16 protein-coding genes, 1 tRNA gene and 1 pseudogene are annotated in these 17880 nt (G+C 61.8%); 11 read left to right on the top strand and 7 right to left on the bottom strand.

The annotated features are described in order from the left end of the window. Window positions 1-117: 117 nt before the first annotated feature. The gene (gene xerC / locus CKW25_RS09760; RefSeq protein ID WP_095078972.1) at window positions 118-1032 is read left to right on the top strand and encodes a tyrosine recombinase XerC; all 915 of its coding nucleotides are present in this window, start codon (window positions 118-120) and stop codon (window positions 1030-1032) included. A 59-nt stretch (window positions 1033-1091) separates the two neighbouring features. Here the strand turns inward: xerC and CKW25_RS09755 are convergent. After that, a pseudogene (locus CKW25_RS09755) lies at window positions 1092-2072 on the bottom strand (zinc-dependent alcohol dehydrogenase family protein); the annotation flags it as partial. Between the two features lie 329 nt (window positions 2073-2401). On the opposite strand from CKW25_RS09755, the gene CKW25_RS09750 reads away from it, so the two are divergent. Beyond that, window positions 2402-2755, top strand: coding sequence for a DUF1428 domain-containing protein (locus tag CKW25_RS09750; RefSeq protein ID WP_095078970.1), 354 nt, complete (start codon window positions 2402-2404; stop codon window positions 2753-2755). 48 nt (window positions 2756-2803) lie between these two features. On the opposite strand, the gene CKW25_RS09745 is transcribed toward CKW25_RS09750, so the two are convergent. Further along, complete coding sequence (locus CKW25_RS09745) at window positions 2804-2995, bottom strand: hypothetical protein (protein ID WP_095078969.1); 192 nt, start codon at window positions 2993-2995, stop codon at window positions 2804-2806. A gap of 131 nt (window positions 2996-3126) precedes the next feature. On the opposite strand from CKW25_RS09745, the gene CKW25_RS09740 reads away from it, so the two are divergent. The 3 genes from CKW25_RS09740 (at window position 3127) to CKW25_RS09730 (ending at window position 5829) form a co-directional block, all read left to right on the top strand. After that, window positions 3127-4347, top strand: coding sequence for an HTH domain-containing protein (locus CKW25_RS09740; RefSeq protein WP_095078968.1), 1221 nt, complete (start codon window positions 3127-3129; stop codon window positions 4345-4347). 33 nt (window positions 4348-4380) lie between these two features. Then, window positions 4381-5010 carry a DUF5074 domain-containing protein gene (locus tag CKW25_RS09735; RefSeq protein WP_095078967.1) on the top strand — a complete coding sequence of 210 codons (630 nt, stop codon included), beginning with the start codon at window positions 4381-4383 and terminating at the stop codon, window positions 5008-5010. Window positions 5011-5127: 117 nt separating this feature from the next. Continuing rightward, on the top strand, window positions 5128-5829 hold the full coding sequence (locus CKW25_RS09730; RefSeq protein ID WP_095078966.1) for an alpha/beta hydrolase: 702 nt from the start codon (window positions 5128-5130) through the stop codon (window positions 5827-5829). A 22-nt stretch (window positions 5830-5851) separates the two neighbouring features. Here CKW25_RS09730 and CKW25_RS09725 read toward each other — a convergent pair whose 3' ends face one another. Continuing rightward, entirely contained in the window at window positions 5852-6511 is a 660-nt protein-coding gene (locus tag CKW25_RS09725; RefSeq protein ID WP_095078965.1) for an MliC family protein, read from the bottom strand. Window positions 6512-6877: 366 nt separating this feature from the next. On the opposite strand from CKW25_RS09725, the gene CKW25_RS09720 reads away from it, so the two are divergent. Continuing rightward, window positions 6878-6952: transfer RNA gene (locus CKW25_RS09720), tRNA-Gln, on the top strand. A 291-nt stretch (window positions 6953-7243) separates the two neighbouring features. Here CKW25_RS09720 and CKW25_RS09715 read toward each other — a convergent pair. Both CKW25_RS09715 and CKW25_RS09710 read right to left on the bottom strand, forming a co-directional pair. Then, the gene (locus CKW25_RS09715; protein ID WP_095078964.1) at window positions 7244-9244 is read right to left on the bottom strand and encodes a U32 family peptidase; all 2001 of its coding nucleotides are present in this window, start codon (window positions 9242-9244) and stop codon (window positions 7244-7246) included. Window positions 9245-9368: 124 nt separating this feature from the next. Continuing rightward, window positions 9369-9749, bottom strand: coding sequence for a RidA family protein (locus CKW25_RS09710; RefSeq protein WP_095078963.1), 381 nt, complete (start codon window positions 9747-9749; stop codon window positions 9369-9371). Between the two features lie 395 nt (window positions 9750-10144). On the opposite strand from CKW25_RS09710, the gene CKW25_RS09705 reads away from it, so the two are divergent. The 5 genes from CKW25_RS09705 to CKW25_RS09685 all read left to right on the top strand — a co-directional run bounded on the left by CKW25_RS09705 (window position 10145) and on the right by CKW25_RS09685 (window position 15773). Continuing rightward, window positions 10145-10711: a hypothetical protein gene (locus CKW25_RS09705; RefSeq protein WP_095078962.1), complete on the top strand. Its 567-nt coding sequence runs from the start codon at window positions 10145-10147 to the stop codon at window positions 10709-10711. Between the two features lie 307 nt (window positions 10712-11018). After that, window positions 11019-12311, top strand: coding sequence for an LssY C-terminal domain-containing protein (locus tag CKW25_RS09700; RefSeq protein ID WP_095078961.1), 1293 nt, complete (start codon window positions 11019-11021; stop codon window positions 12309-12311). After that, a complete protein-coding gene (locus CKW25_RS09695) occupies window positions 12308-13582 on the top strand; it encodes an LssY C-terminal domain-containing protein (RefSeq protein WP_218192549.1) in 1275 nt (424 codons plus the stop codon). The genes CKW25_RS09700 and CKW25_RS09695 overlap by 4 nt, the downstream gene beginning before the upstream one ends. Beyond that, the gene (locus CKW25_RS09690; protein WP_095078959.1) at window positions 13569-14720 is read left to right on the top strand and encodes a hypothetical protein; all 1152 of its coding nucleotides are present in this window, start codon (window positions 13569-13571) and stop codon (window positions 14718-14720) included. The genes CKW25_RS09695 and CKW25_RS09690 overlap by 14 nt, the downstream gene beginning before the upstream one ends. A gap of 375 nt (window positions 14721-15095) precedes the next feature. Continuing rightward, complete coding sequence (locus CKW25_RS09685; RefSeq protein WP_095078958.1) at window positions 15096-15773, top strand: dTMP kinase; 678 nt, start codon at window positions 15096-15098, stop codon at window positions 15771-15773. Window positions 15774-16493: 720 nt separating this feature from the next. On the opposite strand, the gene CKW25_RS09680 is transcribed toward CKW25_RS09685, so the two are convergent. Then, the gene (locus CKW25_RS09680; protein ID WP_095078957.1) at window positions 16494-17465 is read right to left on the bottom strand and encodes a peptide ABC transporter ATP-binding protein; all 972 of its coding nucleotides are present in this window, start codon (window positions 17463-17465) and stop codon (window positions 16494-16496) included. Beyond that, the coding region (locus tag CKW25_RS09675) for an oligopeptide/dipeptide ABC transporter ATP-binding protein (protein ID WP_371854926.1) at window positions 17465-17880 on the bottom strand (416 nt) is incomplete at its 5' end. The genes CKW25_RS09680 and CKW25_RS09675, both read right to left, overlap by 1 nt.

The following is a 17880-nucleotide window of genomic DNA, read 5'->3' as shown; positions in this document are numbered from 1 at the left end:
AAGAAGACGATAGCCGCTACGGTTGTCGACTTCGATTATTAATCTCCCTCATACATGGATAAAATCTGCTGAACAACTCACACCAAAGGCCCCTCCAGTTTGTCTGATTTACCCGATATGAACGCCCCGCGCCCCAACCCGCTGACGCTGTACCTCAAGCGTCTCGCCCCCTCGAGCCAGCAGACCCTGCGTTACGTGCTACAGGACGCTGCCGATCGCCTGGGGTTCGACGAGCTGAACATCGAAGAGATTCCCTGGCACCAACTGCAGCCCGAAGACGTGATTGCCCTGGTGGCGGCATTACGCCAGGACGGCTACGCGCCCAATACTTCGTCGCTCTACGTCAATGCGCTACGAGGGGTGATGAACGAGGCCTGGCGCCTGAGCCTGATCAGTCAGGAACAGTTGTTGAAAATACGCTCGGTCAAGGGGATTTCCGGCACGCGCCTGTCTCAAGGGCGCAACCTCAAGCGCACGCTGATCCACGACCTGATGACCGTCTGTGCCGCCGATCCACGGCCGCAAGGCCTACGGGACGCAGCGATCATTGCGATTCTGTACGGTTCGGGGATGCGCAAGTCAGAGTCGGTGAACCTCGACCTGGCGCAGGTCGACTTTGCCGAGCGTAGCCTGCAGGTCATGGGCAAGGGCAATAAACAGTTGATCAAGTACGCCCCGGGCTGGGTGTTTGCCAAACTCGAGGCCTGGCTTGAATTGCGCCGTTCGTTGTTGCCCGCGGGGCAGGAAGACGACGGGTTTCTGTTCAACCGAATCCGCCGTGGCAGCCACATCTCCCGCGAGCGCATTACCAAGCATGCGATCTACTACATTGCCCGGCAGCGAGGCGCGCAAGTCGGGGTGAAAATCATGCCCCACGACTTCCGTCGCTCATTCATTACCCGGGTGATCGAAGAGCACGACCTGTCGATTGCCCAGAAACTCGCGCACCACGCCAACATCCAGACCACCGCCAACTACGATGTGCGGGACGACAATGAGCGGCGTCGAGCGGTGGACAGGTTCGACTTGTAAGTCGTTGAAAATCCATGAGGTCGCAGTCGATCCCCAGCAGTCCACGGGCGGCGGGCGTCAGGGGTGAGCACGACCGCGCCCTTGAAGTGGCCAGCCCTCAGGCACGCCAGCGCATTGTTGGCGTCCTGCAGGGCAAACCAGGTGACGTCGCACTGCACGGGGGTGTGCTGCAGTTCTTCAAAGAATGCGACGCCGTCTTCGCGAGTCAGGTTCGCCACTGACCGCACGCTGCGCTCGCCCCACAGCAACCGATAGGGAAACCCGGGGATGTCGCTCATGTGGATCCCGGCGCAAATCACGCAGCCGCCCTTGACCGTGACTTCCAGGGCCTGGGGCACCAGCGCGCCGACCGGGGCAAAGATCAGGCTTGCATCGAGCAAATGCGGCGGGGGCTGATCCGAGGGGCCGGCCCATGTGGCTCCCAGAGATCGGGCATAGGCCTGGCCTTCGCTGTCATCGGGTCGGGTGAAGGCATACACCTGTTGCCCTCGACCACGTGCCACCTGGATCGCCAGGTGCGCGGCCGCACCAAAGCCATAGAGGCCCAGGTGGCGGGCTCCCTTGGTCATTTGCAGCGCGCGAAAGCCAATCAACCCGGCACACAGCAGCGGTGCGGCATGGGTGGCCGACAGTGTTTCGGGAATAGGGAGACAGTAGCGCCAGTCGGCAACGGTGTACTCGGCGTAACCGCCGTCCAGGTGACAGCCGGTGAACTGTGCCTGATCGCAGAGGTTCTCCCGGCCCGACGTGCAGAACGTACACTGGCCGCAGGTCCAGCCGAGCCACGGAACGCCTACCCGCAGGCCGATCCAGCCGGGGGGGACATCCGGGCCCACCGCCGTCACCTCGCCGACGATTTCATGACCAGGCACCCGCGGCAGTACCGCTTGCGGCAGCTCGCCGTCCAACAGATGCAGGTCGGTGCGACACACGCCGCACGCCTGGACCTTGATCAGCAGTTGCTGCACGCCTGGTTTCGGAATCGGGCGCTCCTCCAGTTGCAACCGCTGGCCGGGGGTATGCAGAACCATGGCATGCATGACGACTCTCCCACTCTGGGGTCACCCACAAAACACCCTGCAGGGTCTGTTCCTCCGACCACCGTGCCTGGCCGGCCTGGTTGCCGCCGACCGGATCGTGACCAGCAGTTCATTCAGGACTGCTGAGCGGTTGACCTCGAAGCGCGTCCAGAGTGCCCGGGAAAGGATCGTTCGCCATCCCCGGTGGTCCAACAAGCTGGGCAGCCTGACTCCGGCGGCCATGACCGTTGGTCGGCCTCGACGTTCATGCTGTCGATCCAGGCAACGCCCCATCGACTACTCACGAGCCAATCCCGGCAAGCCCCCTGCAACCGTATCAGGAGCAGATCATGTCCTACATCGATGGCTTCATTGCCGCCGTACCCACCGCCAATCGCGACAGATTCCGCCAGCACGCCGAATTCATGGCGGCCATCTTCAAGGAAAACGGTGCCCTCAACGTCAGCGAGTGCTGGGGGGACGATGTCCCCGAAGGCAAGGTGACCTCGTTTCCCATGGCGGTGAAGCTCAAGGAAGATGAAACCGTGGTCTTTTCGTGGATCGTCTGGCCCGATCGCCAGACCCGCGACAAAGGCATGGAAAAGTTCATGGCCGATCCCCGGGTGCGCGCCGAGGGCAACGCGATGCCCTTTGATGGCCAGCGCATGATCTTTGGCGGATTCCAGCGGATCGTGAACCTCTAGTGTCCTGTCTCGCAAGCGGGTCTGCCGCGTACGCAGACCCGCGCACCTTCACTCCTGCACCGTGATCCGGCAACTCTTGCGGTTGCGGATCTCTTTATCGGACGGCCGCTGTTTCACAAACTCGAAGCGCGGCTCACCCTCGCTGTACGTCACCAGCCAGCCCCATTCCAGCTCGGACTCATCCTGCCCGGGCTTTGGCGGCGCGGCCCACCAGGGTTCTTTACTGACGATTGTGCGCATGGTCACCTCCCGGTGGTGTGGGACACCTCAACTATAACGGGGTTGGGTGGACACGCCAGTGGCAGGTGCGGGTGAGATAGACTGGGCAGCGAACACTCGACGGCAGGAGTGGCAGCGGTGACGAGGCTCACATGGATGCGTTGATCACGGCCGCGGCGCGTGCGCTGGCGGCGGGAAACCCCCTTGGCGCGCTCGATCATGTGGCCTTGCGCGAGGATGCCCCGGCGCTTGCCCTGCGGGGCATTGCGATGGCGCAGTTGGGCGAGTTCGCCCGGGCCAAGGCGCTGGTGCGCCGGGCAATGCGGGCATTCGCGCCTGAAGAAGTCCTGGCCCGTGCGCGCTGCGTGGTCGCCGAGGCGGAAATCGCCTTCGCTTCCCGGGACCTGGGCTGGCCGGTCAAGGCACTGGAGGCTGCGCGGCGAGTCCTTGAGGACCACTGCGACCGGGTCAACGCGGCGCATGCCCGGTATCTGGAGATTCGGCGCCTGCTACTGATCGGGCGCCTGGACGAAGTCGAACAGCGCCTGGCCGACCTCGACCCGGCGGGCTTGCCCCCGGCGTTAAACACCATCCACGAGCTGATCGTGGCCGGGGTGGCCATCAGGCGCCTGCGGACACCGGACGCACGCGCCGCGCTGGCTCGGGCCGAGTACCAGGCCCGGCACGCCGGGATTGCCGCACTGCACGCGGAGGTGCAGAGCGCGATCCACCTGCTCGATACGCCCGCCGCTCGCTTGATCTGCCGTGGCGAGGAGCGGTTGCTGCTGCTCGATGAAGTTGAACGGCTGCTGCTGTCGGACGCACTGATTGTCGATACCCGGCGGTTCCTGGTGCGTGACGCGCTCGCCCAGGTCTCCCTGGCCGGGCGTCCGGTGCTGCTGGCGCTGGCACGGGCATTGGCCGATGCCTGGCCCGGCGAAGTGTCGAGGGCAACGCTGATCGCCCGGGCCTTTCGCTTGAAACTGGACGATGAGTCCCATCGCGCGCGGCTACGGGTTGAAGTCGGCCGGCTGCGCACCCTGTTGCGGCCGATGGCCGGGGTCATTGCGACCCAGGGCGGATTTACCCTGGTGCCCCATCGTGCCCGCGAGGTCGTGATACTCGCCTGGCCGGTGGAGCAGACCCATACCGCGGTGCTGGCCTTGCTCGTCGACGGTGAGTCGTGGTCGAGTTCCGCGCTGGCCCTGGCGCTGGGGTGCAGTCAGCGCACGGTGCAGCGTGCGCTCGAGGCGCTGGCAGCCGAGGGCCGGGTGCAGTCGTTCGGTAGCGGGCGAGCGGGGCGCTGGGTGATCCCGTCGGTACCGGGATTCGCGACGACTTTGTTACTCCCCGTTCCCCTGGCCAATGAGTAGGCTGAACTCACACCCCATGACGAGGAAGCCAGCATGAAACAGTCAGCCGCCAACATACTTCGTGAATATGGACCCTTTGCCGACGTCAAGAGCGTCCATGGCGTGACCTGGGACGGCCAGCACATCTGGTTTGCCAGCGACAGCGGGCTCCATGCCCTGGATCCTGAAAGCGCAAAAACGTCCCGCACGATCAAGATCGCCGCCGATGCCGGGACAGCGTTCGACGGCCAGCACCTGTACCAGATCGCCGAGAACCTCATCCACAAGATCGACCCCGCCACAGGTCGCGTGCTGGCCACGATTCCGGCCCCGGGCGGCAGTGACTCGGGGTTGACCTGGGCCGAGGGCTCGCTCTGGGTCGGCCAGTACCAGGATCGCAAGATTCACCAGATCGACCCGCTCACCGGCGCGATCCTGCGCACCCTTGAGTCCAATCGCTTCGTCACCGGCGTCACCTGGGTGGACGGAGAGCTTTGGCACGGCACCTGGGAAGGCGAGGAAAGCGAGTTGCGCCACATCGATCCGCACACGGGCGCCGTGCTGGAGTCCCTGGAAATGCCAGCGGGCGTCGGGGTCTCCGGGCTGGAGTCCGACGGTGGCCACCAATTCTTCTGCGGGGGGGGTGGCAGCGGCAAGGTGAGGGTCGTTCGCCGGCCCGAATGAACGAACGGGCACGCTTGCTTGTGAGCCCCTGAGTGTTGATCGGCCTGCCGATGTCACAAAGGGGCACTATGCTGTTGGATCTGGTTTGAACATCTAATGACGGATCGGAGTCAGCGCATGAGCAATAAACCTACGGTAGTGTTGGTGCACGGTTTCTGGGGCGGCGCAGCGCATTGGGGCAAGGTCATCGTGGAACTGGCACGCAAGGGTTATACCTCCATACGTGCAGTGGAAATGCCACTGACCTCCCTGGCCGACGATGCCGAGCGTACACGCAAGATGGTCGCGCAGCAGAACGGTCCCGTGCTGTTGGTGGGGCATTCCTACGGCGGCGCAGTGATCACGCAAGCGGGTAATCTGCCGAATGTCGTGGGGCTGGTCTATATCGCAGCCTTCGCACCGGATGCCGGCGAAAGCCCAGGCGGGCTGACCCAGCAACACCTGCCCGCTGCGGCACCCAACCTTGAGCCTGACAGCGATGGTTTCCTGTGGCTCAAGCCCGAGAAGTTCCATGAAAGCTTTGGCCAGGATTTGACGCCCGATGAGGCTCTGGTCATGGCGGTCACCCAGAAGGCCCCGCTGGCCAGCACCTTTGGCGACACCATCACGGCTCCGGCGTGGAAAAACAAACCGTCCTGGTATCAGATCTCCAGTGAGGATCGAATGATTCACCCGGACAACCAGAAAATGATGTCGGCCCGGCTCAATGCCAGGAAGGTCATTACCCTGGCCGCCAGCCACGCGTCGCTGGCATCCCGAGCTGCCGAGGTCGCCGCGTTGATTGACGAAGCCGCGAGCGAGGCGATCAAGACCCCGTGAGTTGACGGTGGTTAGCGTCAGGTCAGCCAGCGGGCTCGACGGTACACCTCATGGCGGATGATCCCGGTTTCTGGAACACCGCCATGGCATCCGTTTGCCAGAAGCTGTAGTAACCCAGGCTGTCCTTGCCGCTGTAGCGCAGCCCCGAATCACTCGGCACCTCGCTCAGCGTGACGGAGGCGTTGGCCCATTTGAGGAAGACGACATCGGGTCCGGCATTAAAGAAAGTGGCGGCGATCAGCGTGTTCAGGCCTGTACACCGAAAGGTCAGGGGACCTTCGGTCAATCTGTCCGGGTCCTTGGTCCTGACGATTGCCGAGCCTTGGCGCAACTGGTATGCACGCTCGGCATAGCTGCGGATCGTGCAGGCCTTCGGCGCCACGTCGGTTGCGCACTGATTGCGGGCCAGGATCCAGAACTGCTGGTCGTTCATGACTTTGTCCGGAGGCGGTACCGAGCGCTGATCGGTGAGCGCCAGTCGGTACAGGCGCCTGAGTTCGACGTCCATCCGCGCCAGTTGGGGATCGCGGCAGATCAGCTTTTCGACCCTCGCGGTGGCGGTGGAGCAGTCGAAACCGGTCTGGAAGACTCGGCCGGGAGTTGCCGCACTGGCAACGTTGCTCGTCACCGCGCACAGGCCGGTTGCGAGAAAACCTGTCCAGATGGCCGTGAGCATTTTCATGTTGGCTTCACTCAGATCATTACGTGATGCCCAGGCTGGCAGCGTGATCCATCGATCCGTTGACCCGTCCTGCGTTCGTATGGAGTGTATCGCAGTGTAAGTCAGCACCCAGAACTTGCCAGGCCGCCGGGCAGCGCCATTCGGCAATCCCGGGGCTTTTCATCGGCCACGGGAGTGCAAAAAAGCCGCGCAAAGGGCCAGTTTCAACCCCGTCTGACAGTAAGCATCTGTTTTAAAACCATTTTGTGTATCTTTTCTCTTCCCAGGCGAAGCGAAAGTTGATACATTTGCGCGCATTCCTGCACAGGCCCTTACGCGGCGTGTCACCAGAGGAAGCGAGTGCCAGTCACTCGTCGCTACAGATACAGGGGCGTCGCCAAGCGGTAAGGCAGCAGGTTTTGATCCTGCCATGCGTTGGTTCGAATCCAGCCGCCCCTGCCATTTTTCTGGATACATCCAGATACGGCTCACTCGGCAGCTATTGCACGAGGCCTGGTCGATTCTCCTTGCACAGAACGCCAACTCCGATCCGGTGCTTCTCGTGCCTGCTGCATAACTCCCGACGTTTCAACATCCAGCTGGCTTGCCGCGAACGCAACCACGTACCCGACTGCCGTTCATCAACACTCAAACCAGTGGGCGAGGGCGGCTAAGCGCCGCATGGGACAGTGAGCCGCCCGTTCTTGACCGAGCCGGCGAGCGCGATGAGCTGACATCGCGCTCGCCAGTCACTCAGTGCGGTGCGCGCGGGATGGTCTTGAGCAGGTCGGCGGGACTGATGTGCCCGACAACCTGTTCCGCCGCGCTGCCTGATTGCGGCAGGCCCAGGATGTGTCCCTTGATCTTGCCGATCACATGCATTTCGCAGGGCTTGCAGTCGAACTTCAGCGTCAGCACCTCGTCACCGTGCACCAGTTGCATCGGCGCGACCTTGGTGCGCACGCCTGTGACTCCCTTGGCCTGCTTCGGGCACAGGTTGAAGGAGAAGCGCAGGCAGTGCTTGGTGATCATCACCGGCACCTCGCCGGTTTCCTCGTGGGCCTCGTAGGCCGCATCGATCAGCGCGACACCGTGACGGTGATAGAAGTCGCGGGCCTTCTGGTTGTAGACGTTGGCCAGGAACGACAGGTGCGACTCCGGATACACCGGAGGCGGCGTGGTCTCGGCCTTGCGCCCGCCCCGTGGGTGAGCCGCGACACGGGCCGCGGTCAACGCTTCGATCACTTCGCGGCGCAATGCCTTGAGCTGCGAATTGGGGATGAAGTACGCCTGTGGCGCATCCAGCTTGATGTCCGTGGCGTGGTACTGGGTCGTGCCCAGTTGGCCGAGCAGGTCGTGCAGTTGCTCCAGGGCCTGTTCCGGCTTGTTGGCGAGGCCGAACGGACCCTCCAGGGCCACGTCGGCGCTGATGCCTTCCTCGCTGGTGGCGGTCAGTTCCAGGCGATTCTCGCGCAGGCGAGCGACCCAGGCAACGCCGACCCGGCGCTCGGCGGACGTCTTGAGCAACGCCTGCTGCCAGTTGTGGTCAAGGTTACGGCTCAACGGATGGCGTGGCCCCACGCGGTGCAGCCCCTCAGGCATCTCGTTGGGTTCGACGCGGTAGCGGTAGCGCTTTTCGCCGTCCTCTTCAAACTCGCCCTTGGCCTCGGCGATGTTGGCGCGGAAACCCACCACCTCGCGCTTGACCAGCACATTGAGGCCGTCGCCGTTGGACAGCGGCTCGTGGGTAATCACCTGCAGGTCGCGCTTGCCGACCTTCTCGACGATGCCCACCGGCACGCCGGTGAACGTCGGCGAGTCGAAGGCGCCGATGTCGATCTTGCGATCACTGACGAAGTAGTCGGTGCTGCCGCGGTGGAAGGTCTTCTCCGGATCGGGCAGGAAGAAGTGCGCGGTGCGGCCGCTGGACGCGCGGGCCAGGTCCGGGCGGTCTTCGAGGACGGCGTCCAGGCGCTGGCGGTAGTAGGCCGTGATGTTCTTCACATAGCCCATGTCCTTGTAGCGTCCCTCGATCTTGAACGAGCGCACACCCGCTTCTACCAGGGCGCGGATGTTGGCGCTCTGGTTGTTGTCCTTCATCGACAGCAGGTGCTTTTCATAGGCGATCACGCCGCCTTTTTCGTCCTTGAGGGTGTACGGCAGGCGGCAGGCCTGGGAACAGTCGCCCCGGTTGGCGCTACGGCCGGTCTGGGCGTGGGAGATGTTGCACTGGCCGGAGAAGGCCACGCACAGCGCGCCGTGAATGAAGAACTCGATCGCCGCATCGGTCTCGTCGGCAATGGCACTGATCTCTTGCAGGTTCAGCTCGCGGGCCAGGACCAACTGGGAGAAGCCGGCCTGATCGAGGAACTTCGCCCGCCCCAGGGTACGGATGTCGGTCTGGGTGCTGGCGTGCAGCTCGATCGGGGGGATGTCCAGTTCCATCACGGCCAGGTCCTGGACGATCAAGGCGTCGACGCCGGCATCGTACAGTTGGTGGATCAGCTTGCGGGCCGGCTCCAGCTCGTTGTCGTGCAGGATCGTGTTGATGGTGGTGAAGACCCGGGCGTGGTAGCGACGGGCGAACTCCACCAACTGGGCAATATCGCTCACCTCGTTGCAGGCGTTGTGGCGGGCGCCGAAGCTCGGCCCCCCGATGTACACGGCGTCGGCGCCATGCAGGATGGCCTCGCGAGCAATGGCCACGTCGCGGGCAGGGCTGAGCAATTCCAGATGATGTTTGGGCAGGGACATATTTTTTTAGTCAGGCTTGTCACGGTCGAGACGCGCATTGTAGCGGCGAAACGCTTGACCGGCACCCGCATGCTGTCCGGTGGCGGCCATTCGCTAAGCGTGGCCGCCGAATAACGCCGCGGATTCAGCCCTTGGCGGCCATCGCCGTGACTTCCACGCGCATGCCTTCAACCGCCAGGGCGGCCACACCGACTGCTGCGCGCACTGGCCACGGCTTGGCGAAAAAGCGCTGGTAAACCTCGTTGAACGCGGCGCGGTCGGCCATGTCGGTGAGGTAGATGGTCAGGTGCATCACCCGGTCCATGGAACTGCCGGCACGCTCCAGCGCAACCTTGAGCGCCTGCAGCGTGCACTCGCTCTGCAGCGTGATGTTGCCCAGTTCCAGGCTTCCGTCGGCACGGGTAGGGATCTGCGTGGAGACCAGCACGCCCGCGAAACCGACAACGTCGGAGGAAATGGAGTCCGCGTCGGGATCAGGGATAAAGGTCAGGTCGTGGTTTGCCATGGGGGTCTCTTGCGTGAGGTGGTAAAGGGAAGGTCGCGGGTAGGTCGGACGGTTCGACATCGTCAGTGGCCGGGACGCTGGGGGGGGCTTTAATACCTTGAATCGGGTGATCATGCCAACTTAAAGCGGGAGAGGGCGTAGTGGTTTTACTGGCGGTGAAATCTAGCCCACTTCTCGGAATCAGGATCCTTTGGCCATGAGTGTGCGAAATTTTCCTTGAACGCTCCCTTAACCCTTGAATAAGGTCGCAATGTTACTGAAGGTCAGGACGAGGGTGGCCGTGCCCAGTTGCTGAAGGCGGTCGGAAACGCTGAGTGGTACCGGGATAGGAATGCTGCTGTTCCAAAGCCAGCGTTGCCGAAGGCGCACCATAGGAGAGTTGAAAGGAGCGACGGATGAAAGGGTTAGCCAGAAGGCTGATGGCTGGGCGTTTGGCAGTGCATCACGTGATGGGTGTCACGGTGCTGAACGAAAAGGGAGAGCCCATCGACCTGATTACTCCGCAGATGATGGCGTTATCCGACTGGGGGATAGTCTACGAGCGATGGATTGGTCTGGAACTAGAGAAAGATGGCTGGGAAATCGATTACCGAGGGCTAGCCCTTGGTTTTGCAGACCAGGGTATTGATCTGGTCGCAGTTCGGGACGGCAAGTCTCGTTATCTGCAGTGCAAGTTTGTCCATACACCTTTCGGGAAACAGCAGATCGAGCAGATACTCTACAAAGCTTCGCAATACCTGCATCGCCAGGCTTTGAATCGCGGTGATGTGTTCGAACTCATTGTCCCTTACGTTGAAAAAGCATTCCCACTCACGCGCAAGAAAAACAAGCCACCTCAAGAGAACCAATTCAAAAGGCGGTTCTTGGGCTGCAATCACATCCAGAGTCGTATACGGCTGGCGATTACGCAAATACCGATGGACATCCAATGCCCGATCAGAGGTAACCCGGAAATCGAATAGTCTGGATGTCGCTCACCCCGGATCACTGTGACTTACTCGAGAATTACTACGATAGATAGAGGAACCTGGCGTTCTCAACGGCTGCTGGAGCCCATCGGCGACGTATCACCTGCAGAGGCCGAAGCGGCCTGCTATCGATAGTTCGACTAGTCTGCCATGGCGGCGTGACTCATACCAAAAAGCCTCCGGAATTCCCGGGGCGGTTCATAATGAAAAGCTGCGACGTAGAAACTATTGTTCGTAGTAGCCACGGATTACGTAGGCAGGGCAGCGAAGATTGGTAAAGCTCAGTTGATGAGGTTACGCGATGCATCGCATGGTGAGACACGTTCTCACAGCAACGGCCATCGCAGCCGCGCTCGCCGGCTGCGCCTCCCAGCCTCCGCCAACGACGAGCCTTGACTACAAGAGCCGCGCCGTGACGCGCAGCGATGGCGGCTTGCGCGTGTCGACCGCCGTACTGTCGGCCGCAGAAAGCGAGGCGGTCTACGGCGTGCCTCTGGCGAATACATCGATACAGCCAGTCTGGATCGAAGTCAACAATCGGGAAGATCGCGCCTACTATCTGCTTTCGCCGGGCCTCGATCCAAATTTCTTCCCTGCATCCGAGGCGGCCGAAGCATTTTTCTCGGGCGTCCCGCAGGACGAGCGGACGGCGCTCGACCGGCACTTTCGTCGGCTGGCCTTCCGCAACCCTGTCCCACCTGGCGCGACAACCTCGGGCTTCGTGTTGACCAATCTCGACGAGGGGTTCAAGTTCGTTCACCTCGATCTGGTGGCGGACGGTCGGGCGAGGCATTTCTCTGTCCTGAGCATCGTGCCGGGCCTGCGCACCGATTACCACATCAGCGAAGTGTTCAGGCAGGGCATCTATCCGCCCGAAGAAATTGTGAACTACACGGATGACGTCAGTTTCCAGGCGGCGCTGGAGGCGCTGCCGTGCTGCGTCACCAACGAGGAGGGCTCCAGGAACGGCGATCCTCTGAACCTGGTGATCGTCGGCGGCCTCGATGATGCCTTCCCCGCATTCGCGCGTCGCGGCTGGCGTGGAACCGAGGAAAAGTGGTCGGGGTCGATCATGAAAATGGTCAATTCGGCGCTTGCCGGCGAGCGTTATCCCTATGCGCCGGTGAGCGATCTCTATCTGTTCGGGCGAGCTCAGGACCTTGCCTTGCAAAAGGCGCGTGACAATGTCCACCAGCGCAATCACCTGAGGCTGTGGCTGAGCCCGATGCAATATCACGGCAAGAAAGTGTGGGTCGGACAGATCAGCCGTGATATCGGCAGCCGGCTTACCGTGCATTCTGCGACGCTGACGACGCACAAGATCGACCCTGACGTCGACGAAGCGCGGAGTGCGCTGACACAGGATATGGCGTATTCGGTGACGCTGGCCAAGTTCGGATTTGTGAAGGGTGTGGGGGCCGCGCCCAAGAGCGCGCCGCGCGAGAACCTGACGACCGATCCTTACTACACGGATGGACTGCGCTGTGTCCTGGTATTCGATAAAATGCACACCTCCCTGGCGGAAATCGAGTTCTTTCTATCGAAGGGAATCTACGAGAATGGCGGACAATCACCGGGGCGGGGCAAGCCATGAGCCGCTTGCCGTCGGCGCCACGCGCCACTCTGCGGTGTGCAATGCGCTGCTTGTGCACCATGAGTTGTGCAGCGATTCTTGCGCTCGCCGTTGCTTGTGCGACCTGGCAGGCGCCTGCCGATTTCAGTACTTCCGGGTTGCGTGAACGTGCGCAGACGGCCACCAGGCACGAGGTGCGCGTCAGCGCCGCCGTGCTCAGTGCCGAAGACAGGCGGCGCATGCTGGGTGTGGAGTTGGACAAGACGCGCGTGCAGCCCGTGTGGGTCGAAGTCCATAACCAGACTGACGATCCGCTCTTGTTGCTGCGGCCGGGGACCGATCCCGACTATTTCTCGCCACTCGAAGTCGCCTGGTCCGTGCACAGGACATTAGCCCCGGCAGCGAACGCGCGCATCGATGCACACTTCGACCAACTGGGGTTCAAGAATCCCGTCCTGCCAGGCGAAACGAAAGCGGGCGTGCTGTTCATCAACCCGGAGCGCGTTACGCGGCTGCTGAATATCGATCTGCTGCAGAGAAAGACGCTGATCCCGTTCTCCCTCTTCTTGCAGGTGCCGGACGATGCTGGGGAAAAATGGTTTGCCGAAGGCTTGTTCCAGCATCACGGTTCCGAGATCAAGGACTATGACGATCTGGCCGCGTTGCGTTCCGCGTTGGAGCGCCTTCCCTGCTGCGCCGCTGACGCGAACGGCAGGGCGCACGGCGATCCGCTCAATGCGATTCTCGTCGGCGAGTTCGCCGATATCGCCGCCGCATTTGTGCGTCGCAGCTACCGGCGTGCCGCGTACCCCGCGGATGCGGCCGAACGTGTGTTCGGCCGCATGCCCGATGCCGTGGTTCGCAAGCAATCACAAGCCGGAGCGCCGGCGACCTGGGTGCGTGTGTGGCTCACGCCAATGCGCTTCGAAGGTCGCTCCGTCTATCTCGCGCAGGTCGGCAGACCGACCGGCGGACGCTTTGCACCGCGCGAGTCGGAAAACCTCGTCTTGCATGAGGATGTCGATGAGGCGAGAAATCTCCTGATTCAGGACATGATGTATTCGGCCGGTCTGGACAAGCTCGGGTTCGTTACCGGCGTCGGCCCCGCGTCCCAGGCACAATCTCGAACGACGTTCAGCGGCGCCCATTACTACAGCGACGGTCTGCGTGCGGTCATGTTCTTTGCGCCGCGCCCGCTCAGCCTGTCGGAGGTGGAGATGCTCGATTGGGAAACGTATCTGGACCGGCGCGAATCGCCTGCACGCAAGGAGGTCGACGATGCTCGCAAGTGACCTGTTCGGCAGGCCGGATGACTCGGCCGGCCGTCTGTGCGGCGCCCACACATTGTTGTGCCGCTGTGGCATGGCATGGCTGATGATCGCTGGCTGCCATGCGCTCACCGCCTGCACATCTGCGCCGCTGATCGCCTACTCGACGGACACACCGCCGCTTGTGCTGGTCCCTGCGTCGCAGGCCGGCGTGCAGGACCAGCGGGCGCGCTTTCGCGAGATTTTCTGCTCGATCCTCGACACGCGAGGAAGCGACCTGCCCGATAGCCGCCCTTGCGAGGAGGCACTGACGCGCGTCGGTAGCGAACCTGCTGGCACCGGCAAACCCGTCGATCTCGGTCAATCGAAGCGCCGTCTGATCGGCGCTGTGGTGGCCGGCGTCGGCTACGAATGCTTCGAACAATGGCTGCAAGCGCCCGGCAGCGTAGCGATTCATCTCCGCCAGTTCGGATATGACCTGGTGCAGATCAAGGTCGACGCCTTATCGAGTTCCGCAAACAACGCTCGGCAAATACGCGACGCGATCATGGCGATGCCAGCCGAGGCCGGACCGCCACGCCTCGTCCTGATCGGCTATTCGAAAGGCGCGCCCGACATTCTCGAAGCGATGGTCGCTTACCCGCAAATCCGCGGCCGCGTGGCGGCAGTGATCAGCGCTGCCGGCTCGGTCGGCGGCTCGGCACTGGCCAACGATGCCGAGCAGTACCAGGCGGACCTGTTGCGGCACTTTCCCGGTGCGACCTGCGATTCCGGCGACGGTGGCGCGATCAACAGCCTGCGACCCGCAACGCGCAAGAGCTGGCTGGCGCAGAACCGGCTGCCGTCCGAACTGAACTACTATTCGCTCGTTACCTTCCCGCAGCCGGATCACATCTCGTTCGTGCTGAAATCGAGTTACAACAAGCTGGCGCGCATCGATGCCCGCAACGACAGCCAAGTGATCTTCTACGATCAGGTTGTGCCTGGCAGCACCCTGATGGGCTATATCAACGCCGATCATTGGGCACTGGCAGTGCCGATCGCCCGAACGCATTCGACCATCGCTTCACTATTGGCGACACAAAATGCCTATCCGCGCGAGGCGCTGGCGGAGGCGATGCTGCGCTTCGTCGAAGAGGATTTGGCGGCATCTTCGCGCTGATCCGCTCCCGCACGTATCGGCAGCTGGAAGCGTCAGGTACTTCGCTTCGCTAAGAGCGCGGGCAGGGCAGGAGGCTGCGTTGATAGGCGGGACTCTTGCCGAGTGCTTTCTCTTTAATCCGGGCAATGTTGGGAGTTGCTGTGACGTAAGCACGCGCTCATTTCTAACATGCTACGCGATTTAACTTATGGGCGATGACCGATGTTCATAAGCGGCTGTAACCCTTGATTTTGAGCCCCGTTAGCCAGATACCAGGTTAGAGTGTTCATCAATGTCTGTTCATAAGGGCCCTCCACTCGATTCGCGTAGTCGCGCCAAGCGGTTCCAGCGAACGAACCGGGCAAAAAAAACCGTATATCAATCGTTATGTGAAGAATGAATCGTCCGCTGTTTGTTTCTCTAGATGGGCCCAAGGGTACCGGCAAAACCACACTGTTGGAGGCCGTTACGAAAGTACTGAGGGCAGACAACAAAATGGTGATCCGACTTTGCGAGAAAAAAAGCGATCCCTATAGGGGTGAAACAATGGCCCTCGTTAACAAACTCGTCAGAAATCCTACCCGGGATTTGGAGTTGGGGGTTTGTGAACGCTTTGCTGACAGCCGTACCTGGATTTCCCAGCACGTGCTGGCTAAACAGCCACCTGGCAGCATCATCTTGATCGATCGCTGGTACCCGTCTGATGCCGCGTTTCGCCGGATAGTCCCGTTTGCAGAGATTCTACAGTTGAACATTGATCGAAACGTGCGAGTGCCAGACCTGCATGTCGGGGTTGTCACCGCCCCTGATATTTCATGGGCGAGGGCAGCGGCACGACGGCGTGGGCTGAGCAGTACTGTGATCCATAAGCTGGAAGAACATGTCGCTTGTACCAAGGCGTTCGAGCGAGCGATTGCAGATCACGGCTGGTTTTTATGCCGTAATGAAGGAACGATCGAAGACGCAACGATGCAGGTGATTTCGGAGATCTATAGAGTCCTTCGATGCCCCGTAGGCGAAGTACGCTGCGCCGGCCTTGATGCGGTTGAGATAGCTGTAGATATAGATCGTTAGCAGGATCGAAGGGGTGATTTGTCGCCACGGCGGTAGCCGGCTGGCGCTTTGATCTGGGTGCCTGTCAACGAAATCTGAGCCGAAGCTGCCCGGGACGGGTCTTGCATGATCAGACGGTTCGAGCGTCGATTGCTGGAAATGTATGCCAAGAGGAAAGCGGACGTAGGGAAGCGGACAGGACCTATGCACAACTTTGCAATACGCACGTCGTAGCAAAGGCGTTGCACGGCGGGGCTGCCGGCGTAGACGAGTCTGGTAACCCCGTCGCCAGCGAAGGGGGATCGGAAAGCTCGCGGGTTACCTCTGGGATCGGGATGGGCACGGGATTCATGAGCTGAAAAAAGTTAAGGAACGATAGCCCCATTTTAACGAATCCGGGCCAAGCCATTGCTGGCCCAATTCCGGGCTCTAGGTGCAAGGTCGTCCTGGATGCCCGACAGCGGGGCGGTCTAGTAGAAGACCGCCATTTTACAGCCTGCTGTTTGGCTAACCTTTAGCCTCGTTCACGGCTGCGACAGCGGGAAGGACGGGCACCGCCGCAGCATTAGCTCCTGTCTTTCTCTTACAGACTTTCCCTGTCGCTGGTCGTCTCTTCCGCCAGCAATATCGGTCCCGGATAATGGCTAAGAGCCATTATGTGAGGGATTTGGCAAGGCATGAATAGGCGTCCGTCGGTTGGCGTGGGGGTGGACAAGGACGCGGCCTGTCAACCCCGGTGGCTCAGTCGTTGATGTCTTCCGCGTAGTGGCAAGCCACCTGCCGGCTGTCGAGCAGGCGCAGGGCCGGCTCTTCGGTGCTGCAACGTTCGGTGGCGTACGGGCAACGCTTGTGGAACGCGCAGCCGGACGGCGGGTTCAGCGGGTTGGGTAGCTCGCCGACGATCTTGATTTTCGGCTTGTTCGGATCCGGGTGGATGGTCGGTGTCGCCGACAGCAGGGCCTGGGTGTAAGGGTGCAGCGGACGGGTGTAGATGTCTTCCTTCGGGCCCATTTCCACCGGCCGGCCGAGGTACATCACCATCACGTGATCGGCGACGTGGCGCACCACGGCCAGGTTGTGGGAGATGAACACGTAGGCGGTGTTGAACTCTTGCTGCAGGTCCATGAACAAGTTCAGCACCTGGGCCTGGATCGACACGTCCAGCGCCGAGGTCGGTTCGTCCGCCACCAGCACTTTCGGTTGCAGCATCATCGCGCGGGCGAGGGCGATCCGTTGGCGCTGACCGCCGGAGAACATGTGCGGGTAACGCTGATAATGCTCTGGGCGCAAACCGACTTGCTTCATCATCGCCTGCACTTTCTCGCGACGTTCCGAGGCGCTGAGGCTGGTGTTGATCAGCAACGGTTCGGCGAGTTGATCACCGACTTTCTGCCGCGGGTTCAACGAGGCGTACGGGCTTTGGAACACCATCTGCACGTCTTTGCGCAATTGCTTGCGCTGGACCTTGTCGGCGCCAGCGACTTCCTGCCCGGCGATTTTCAAGGAGCCTGAGGACGGCTCTTCGATCAAGGTCAGGGCACGGGCGAGGGTGGACTTGCCGCAACCGGATTCGCCCACGACGGCCAGGGTCTTGCCGGCTTCCAGTTCGAACGACGCACCGTTGAGGGCGCGTACAGTCGCGTGCCCCTTGAACAGGCCACGGGACACTTCGTAGTGACGGGTCAGGTCGCGGGCGGTAAGAACGACGGCCATTACGCCACCTCCTGGTTCAGCGGGTAGACGCAGCGGGCGAGGCTGTTGCTTTTCGGATCAAGGGTCGGACGCTGTGCACGGCAGTTGTCCTGCACGTACGGGCAGCGCGGCGACAGCAGGCAACCCTGCGGACGGTCGTAGCGACCGGGCACGATGCCAGGCAAGGTCGACAAACGCGCGGCACCGAGGCTGTGTTCTGGAATCGCCTTGAGCAGCGCTTCGCTGTACGGGTGCGCCGGGATGTCGAACAGTTGCGGCACCTGGCCGACTTCGACGGCTTGACCGGCGTACATCACGCACACGCGCTGGGCGGTTTCGGCCACGACCGCGAGGTCGTGGGTGATCAGCACCAGGCCCATGTCCTGCTCTTTTTGCAGGGCCAGCAGCAGGTCCATGATCTGCGCCTGGATGGTCA

This window comes from Pseudomonas sp. Irchel s3h17, from assembly GCF_900187505.1.
GTDB lineage: Bacteria > Pseudomonadota > Gammaproteobacteria > Pseudomonadales > Pseudomonadaceae > Aquipseudomonas.
Note: the sequence above shows the minus strand (reverse complement) of the source record. Positions and strands in the feature narration are given on the sequence as shown.

Bases quoted from the DNA above. Each gene is read 5' to 3' on its own strand.
- CKW25_RS09740 (WP_095078968.1), top strand. From the start codon at position 3,127: ATGGATGCGTTGATCACGGCCGCGGCGCGTGCGCTGGCGGCGGGAAAC.
- CKW25_RS09750 (WP_095078970.1), top strand. From the start codon at position 2,402: ATGTCCTACATCGATGGCTTCATTGCCGCCGTACCCACCGCCAATCGC.
- CKW25_RS09695 (WP_218192549.1), top strand. From the start codon at position 12,308: ATGAGCCGCTTGCCGTCGGCGCCACGCGCCACTCTGCGGTGTGCAATG.
- xerC (WP_095078972.1), top strand. From the start codon at position 118: ATGAACGCCCCGCGCCCCAACCCGCTGACGCTGTACCTCAAGCGTCTC.
- CKW25_RS09745 (WP_095078969.1), bottom strand. From the start codon at position 2,995: ATGCGCACAATCGTCAGTAAAGAACCCTGGTGGGCCGCGCCGCCAAAG.
- CKW25_RS09735 (WP_095078967.1), top strand. From the start codon at position 4,381: ATGAAACAGTCAGCCGCCAACATACTTCGTGAATATGGACCCTTTGCC.
- CKW25_RS09725 (WP_095078965.1), bottom strand. From the start codon at position 6,511: ATGAAAATGCTCACGGCCATCTGGACAGGTTTTCTCGCAACCGGCCTG.
- CKW25_RS09730 (WP_095078966.1), top strand. From the start codon at position 5,128: ATGAGCAATAAACCTACGGTAGTGTTGGTGCACGGTTTCTGGGGCGGC.
- CKW25_RS09690 (WP_095078959.1), top strand. From the start codon at position 13,569: ATGCTCGCAAGTGACCTGTTCGGCAGGCCGGATGACTCGGCCGGCCGT.
- CKW25_RS09705 (WP_095078962.1), top strand. From the start codon at position 10,145: ATGAAAGGGTTAGCCAGAAGGCTGATGGCTGGGCGTTTGGCAGTGCAT.
- CKW25_RS09685 (WP_095078958.1), top strand. From the start codon at position 15,096: ATGAATCGTCCGCTGTTTGTTTCTCTAGATGGGCCCAAGGGTACCGGC.
- CKW25_RS09715 (WP_095078964.1), bottom strand. From the start codon at position 9,244: ATGTCCCTGCCCAAACATCATCTGGAATTGCTCAGCCCTGCCCGCGAC.
- CKW25_RS09710 (WP_095078963.1), bottom strand. From the start codon at position 9,749: ATGGCAAACCACGACCTGACCTTTATCCCTGATCCCGACGCGGACTCC.
- CKW25_RS09700 (WP_095078961.1), top strand. From the start codon at position 11,019: ATGCATCGCATGGTGAGACACGTTCTCACAGCAACGGCCATCGCAGCC.
- CKW25_RS09680 (WP_095078957.1), bottom strand. From the start codon at position 17,465: ATGGCCGTCGTTCTTACCGCCCGCGACCTGACCCGTCACTACGAAGTG.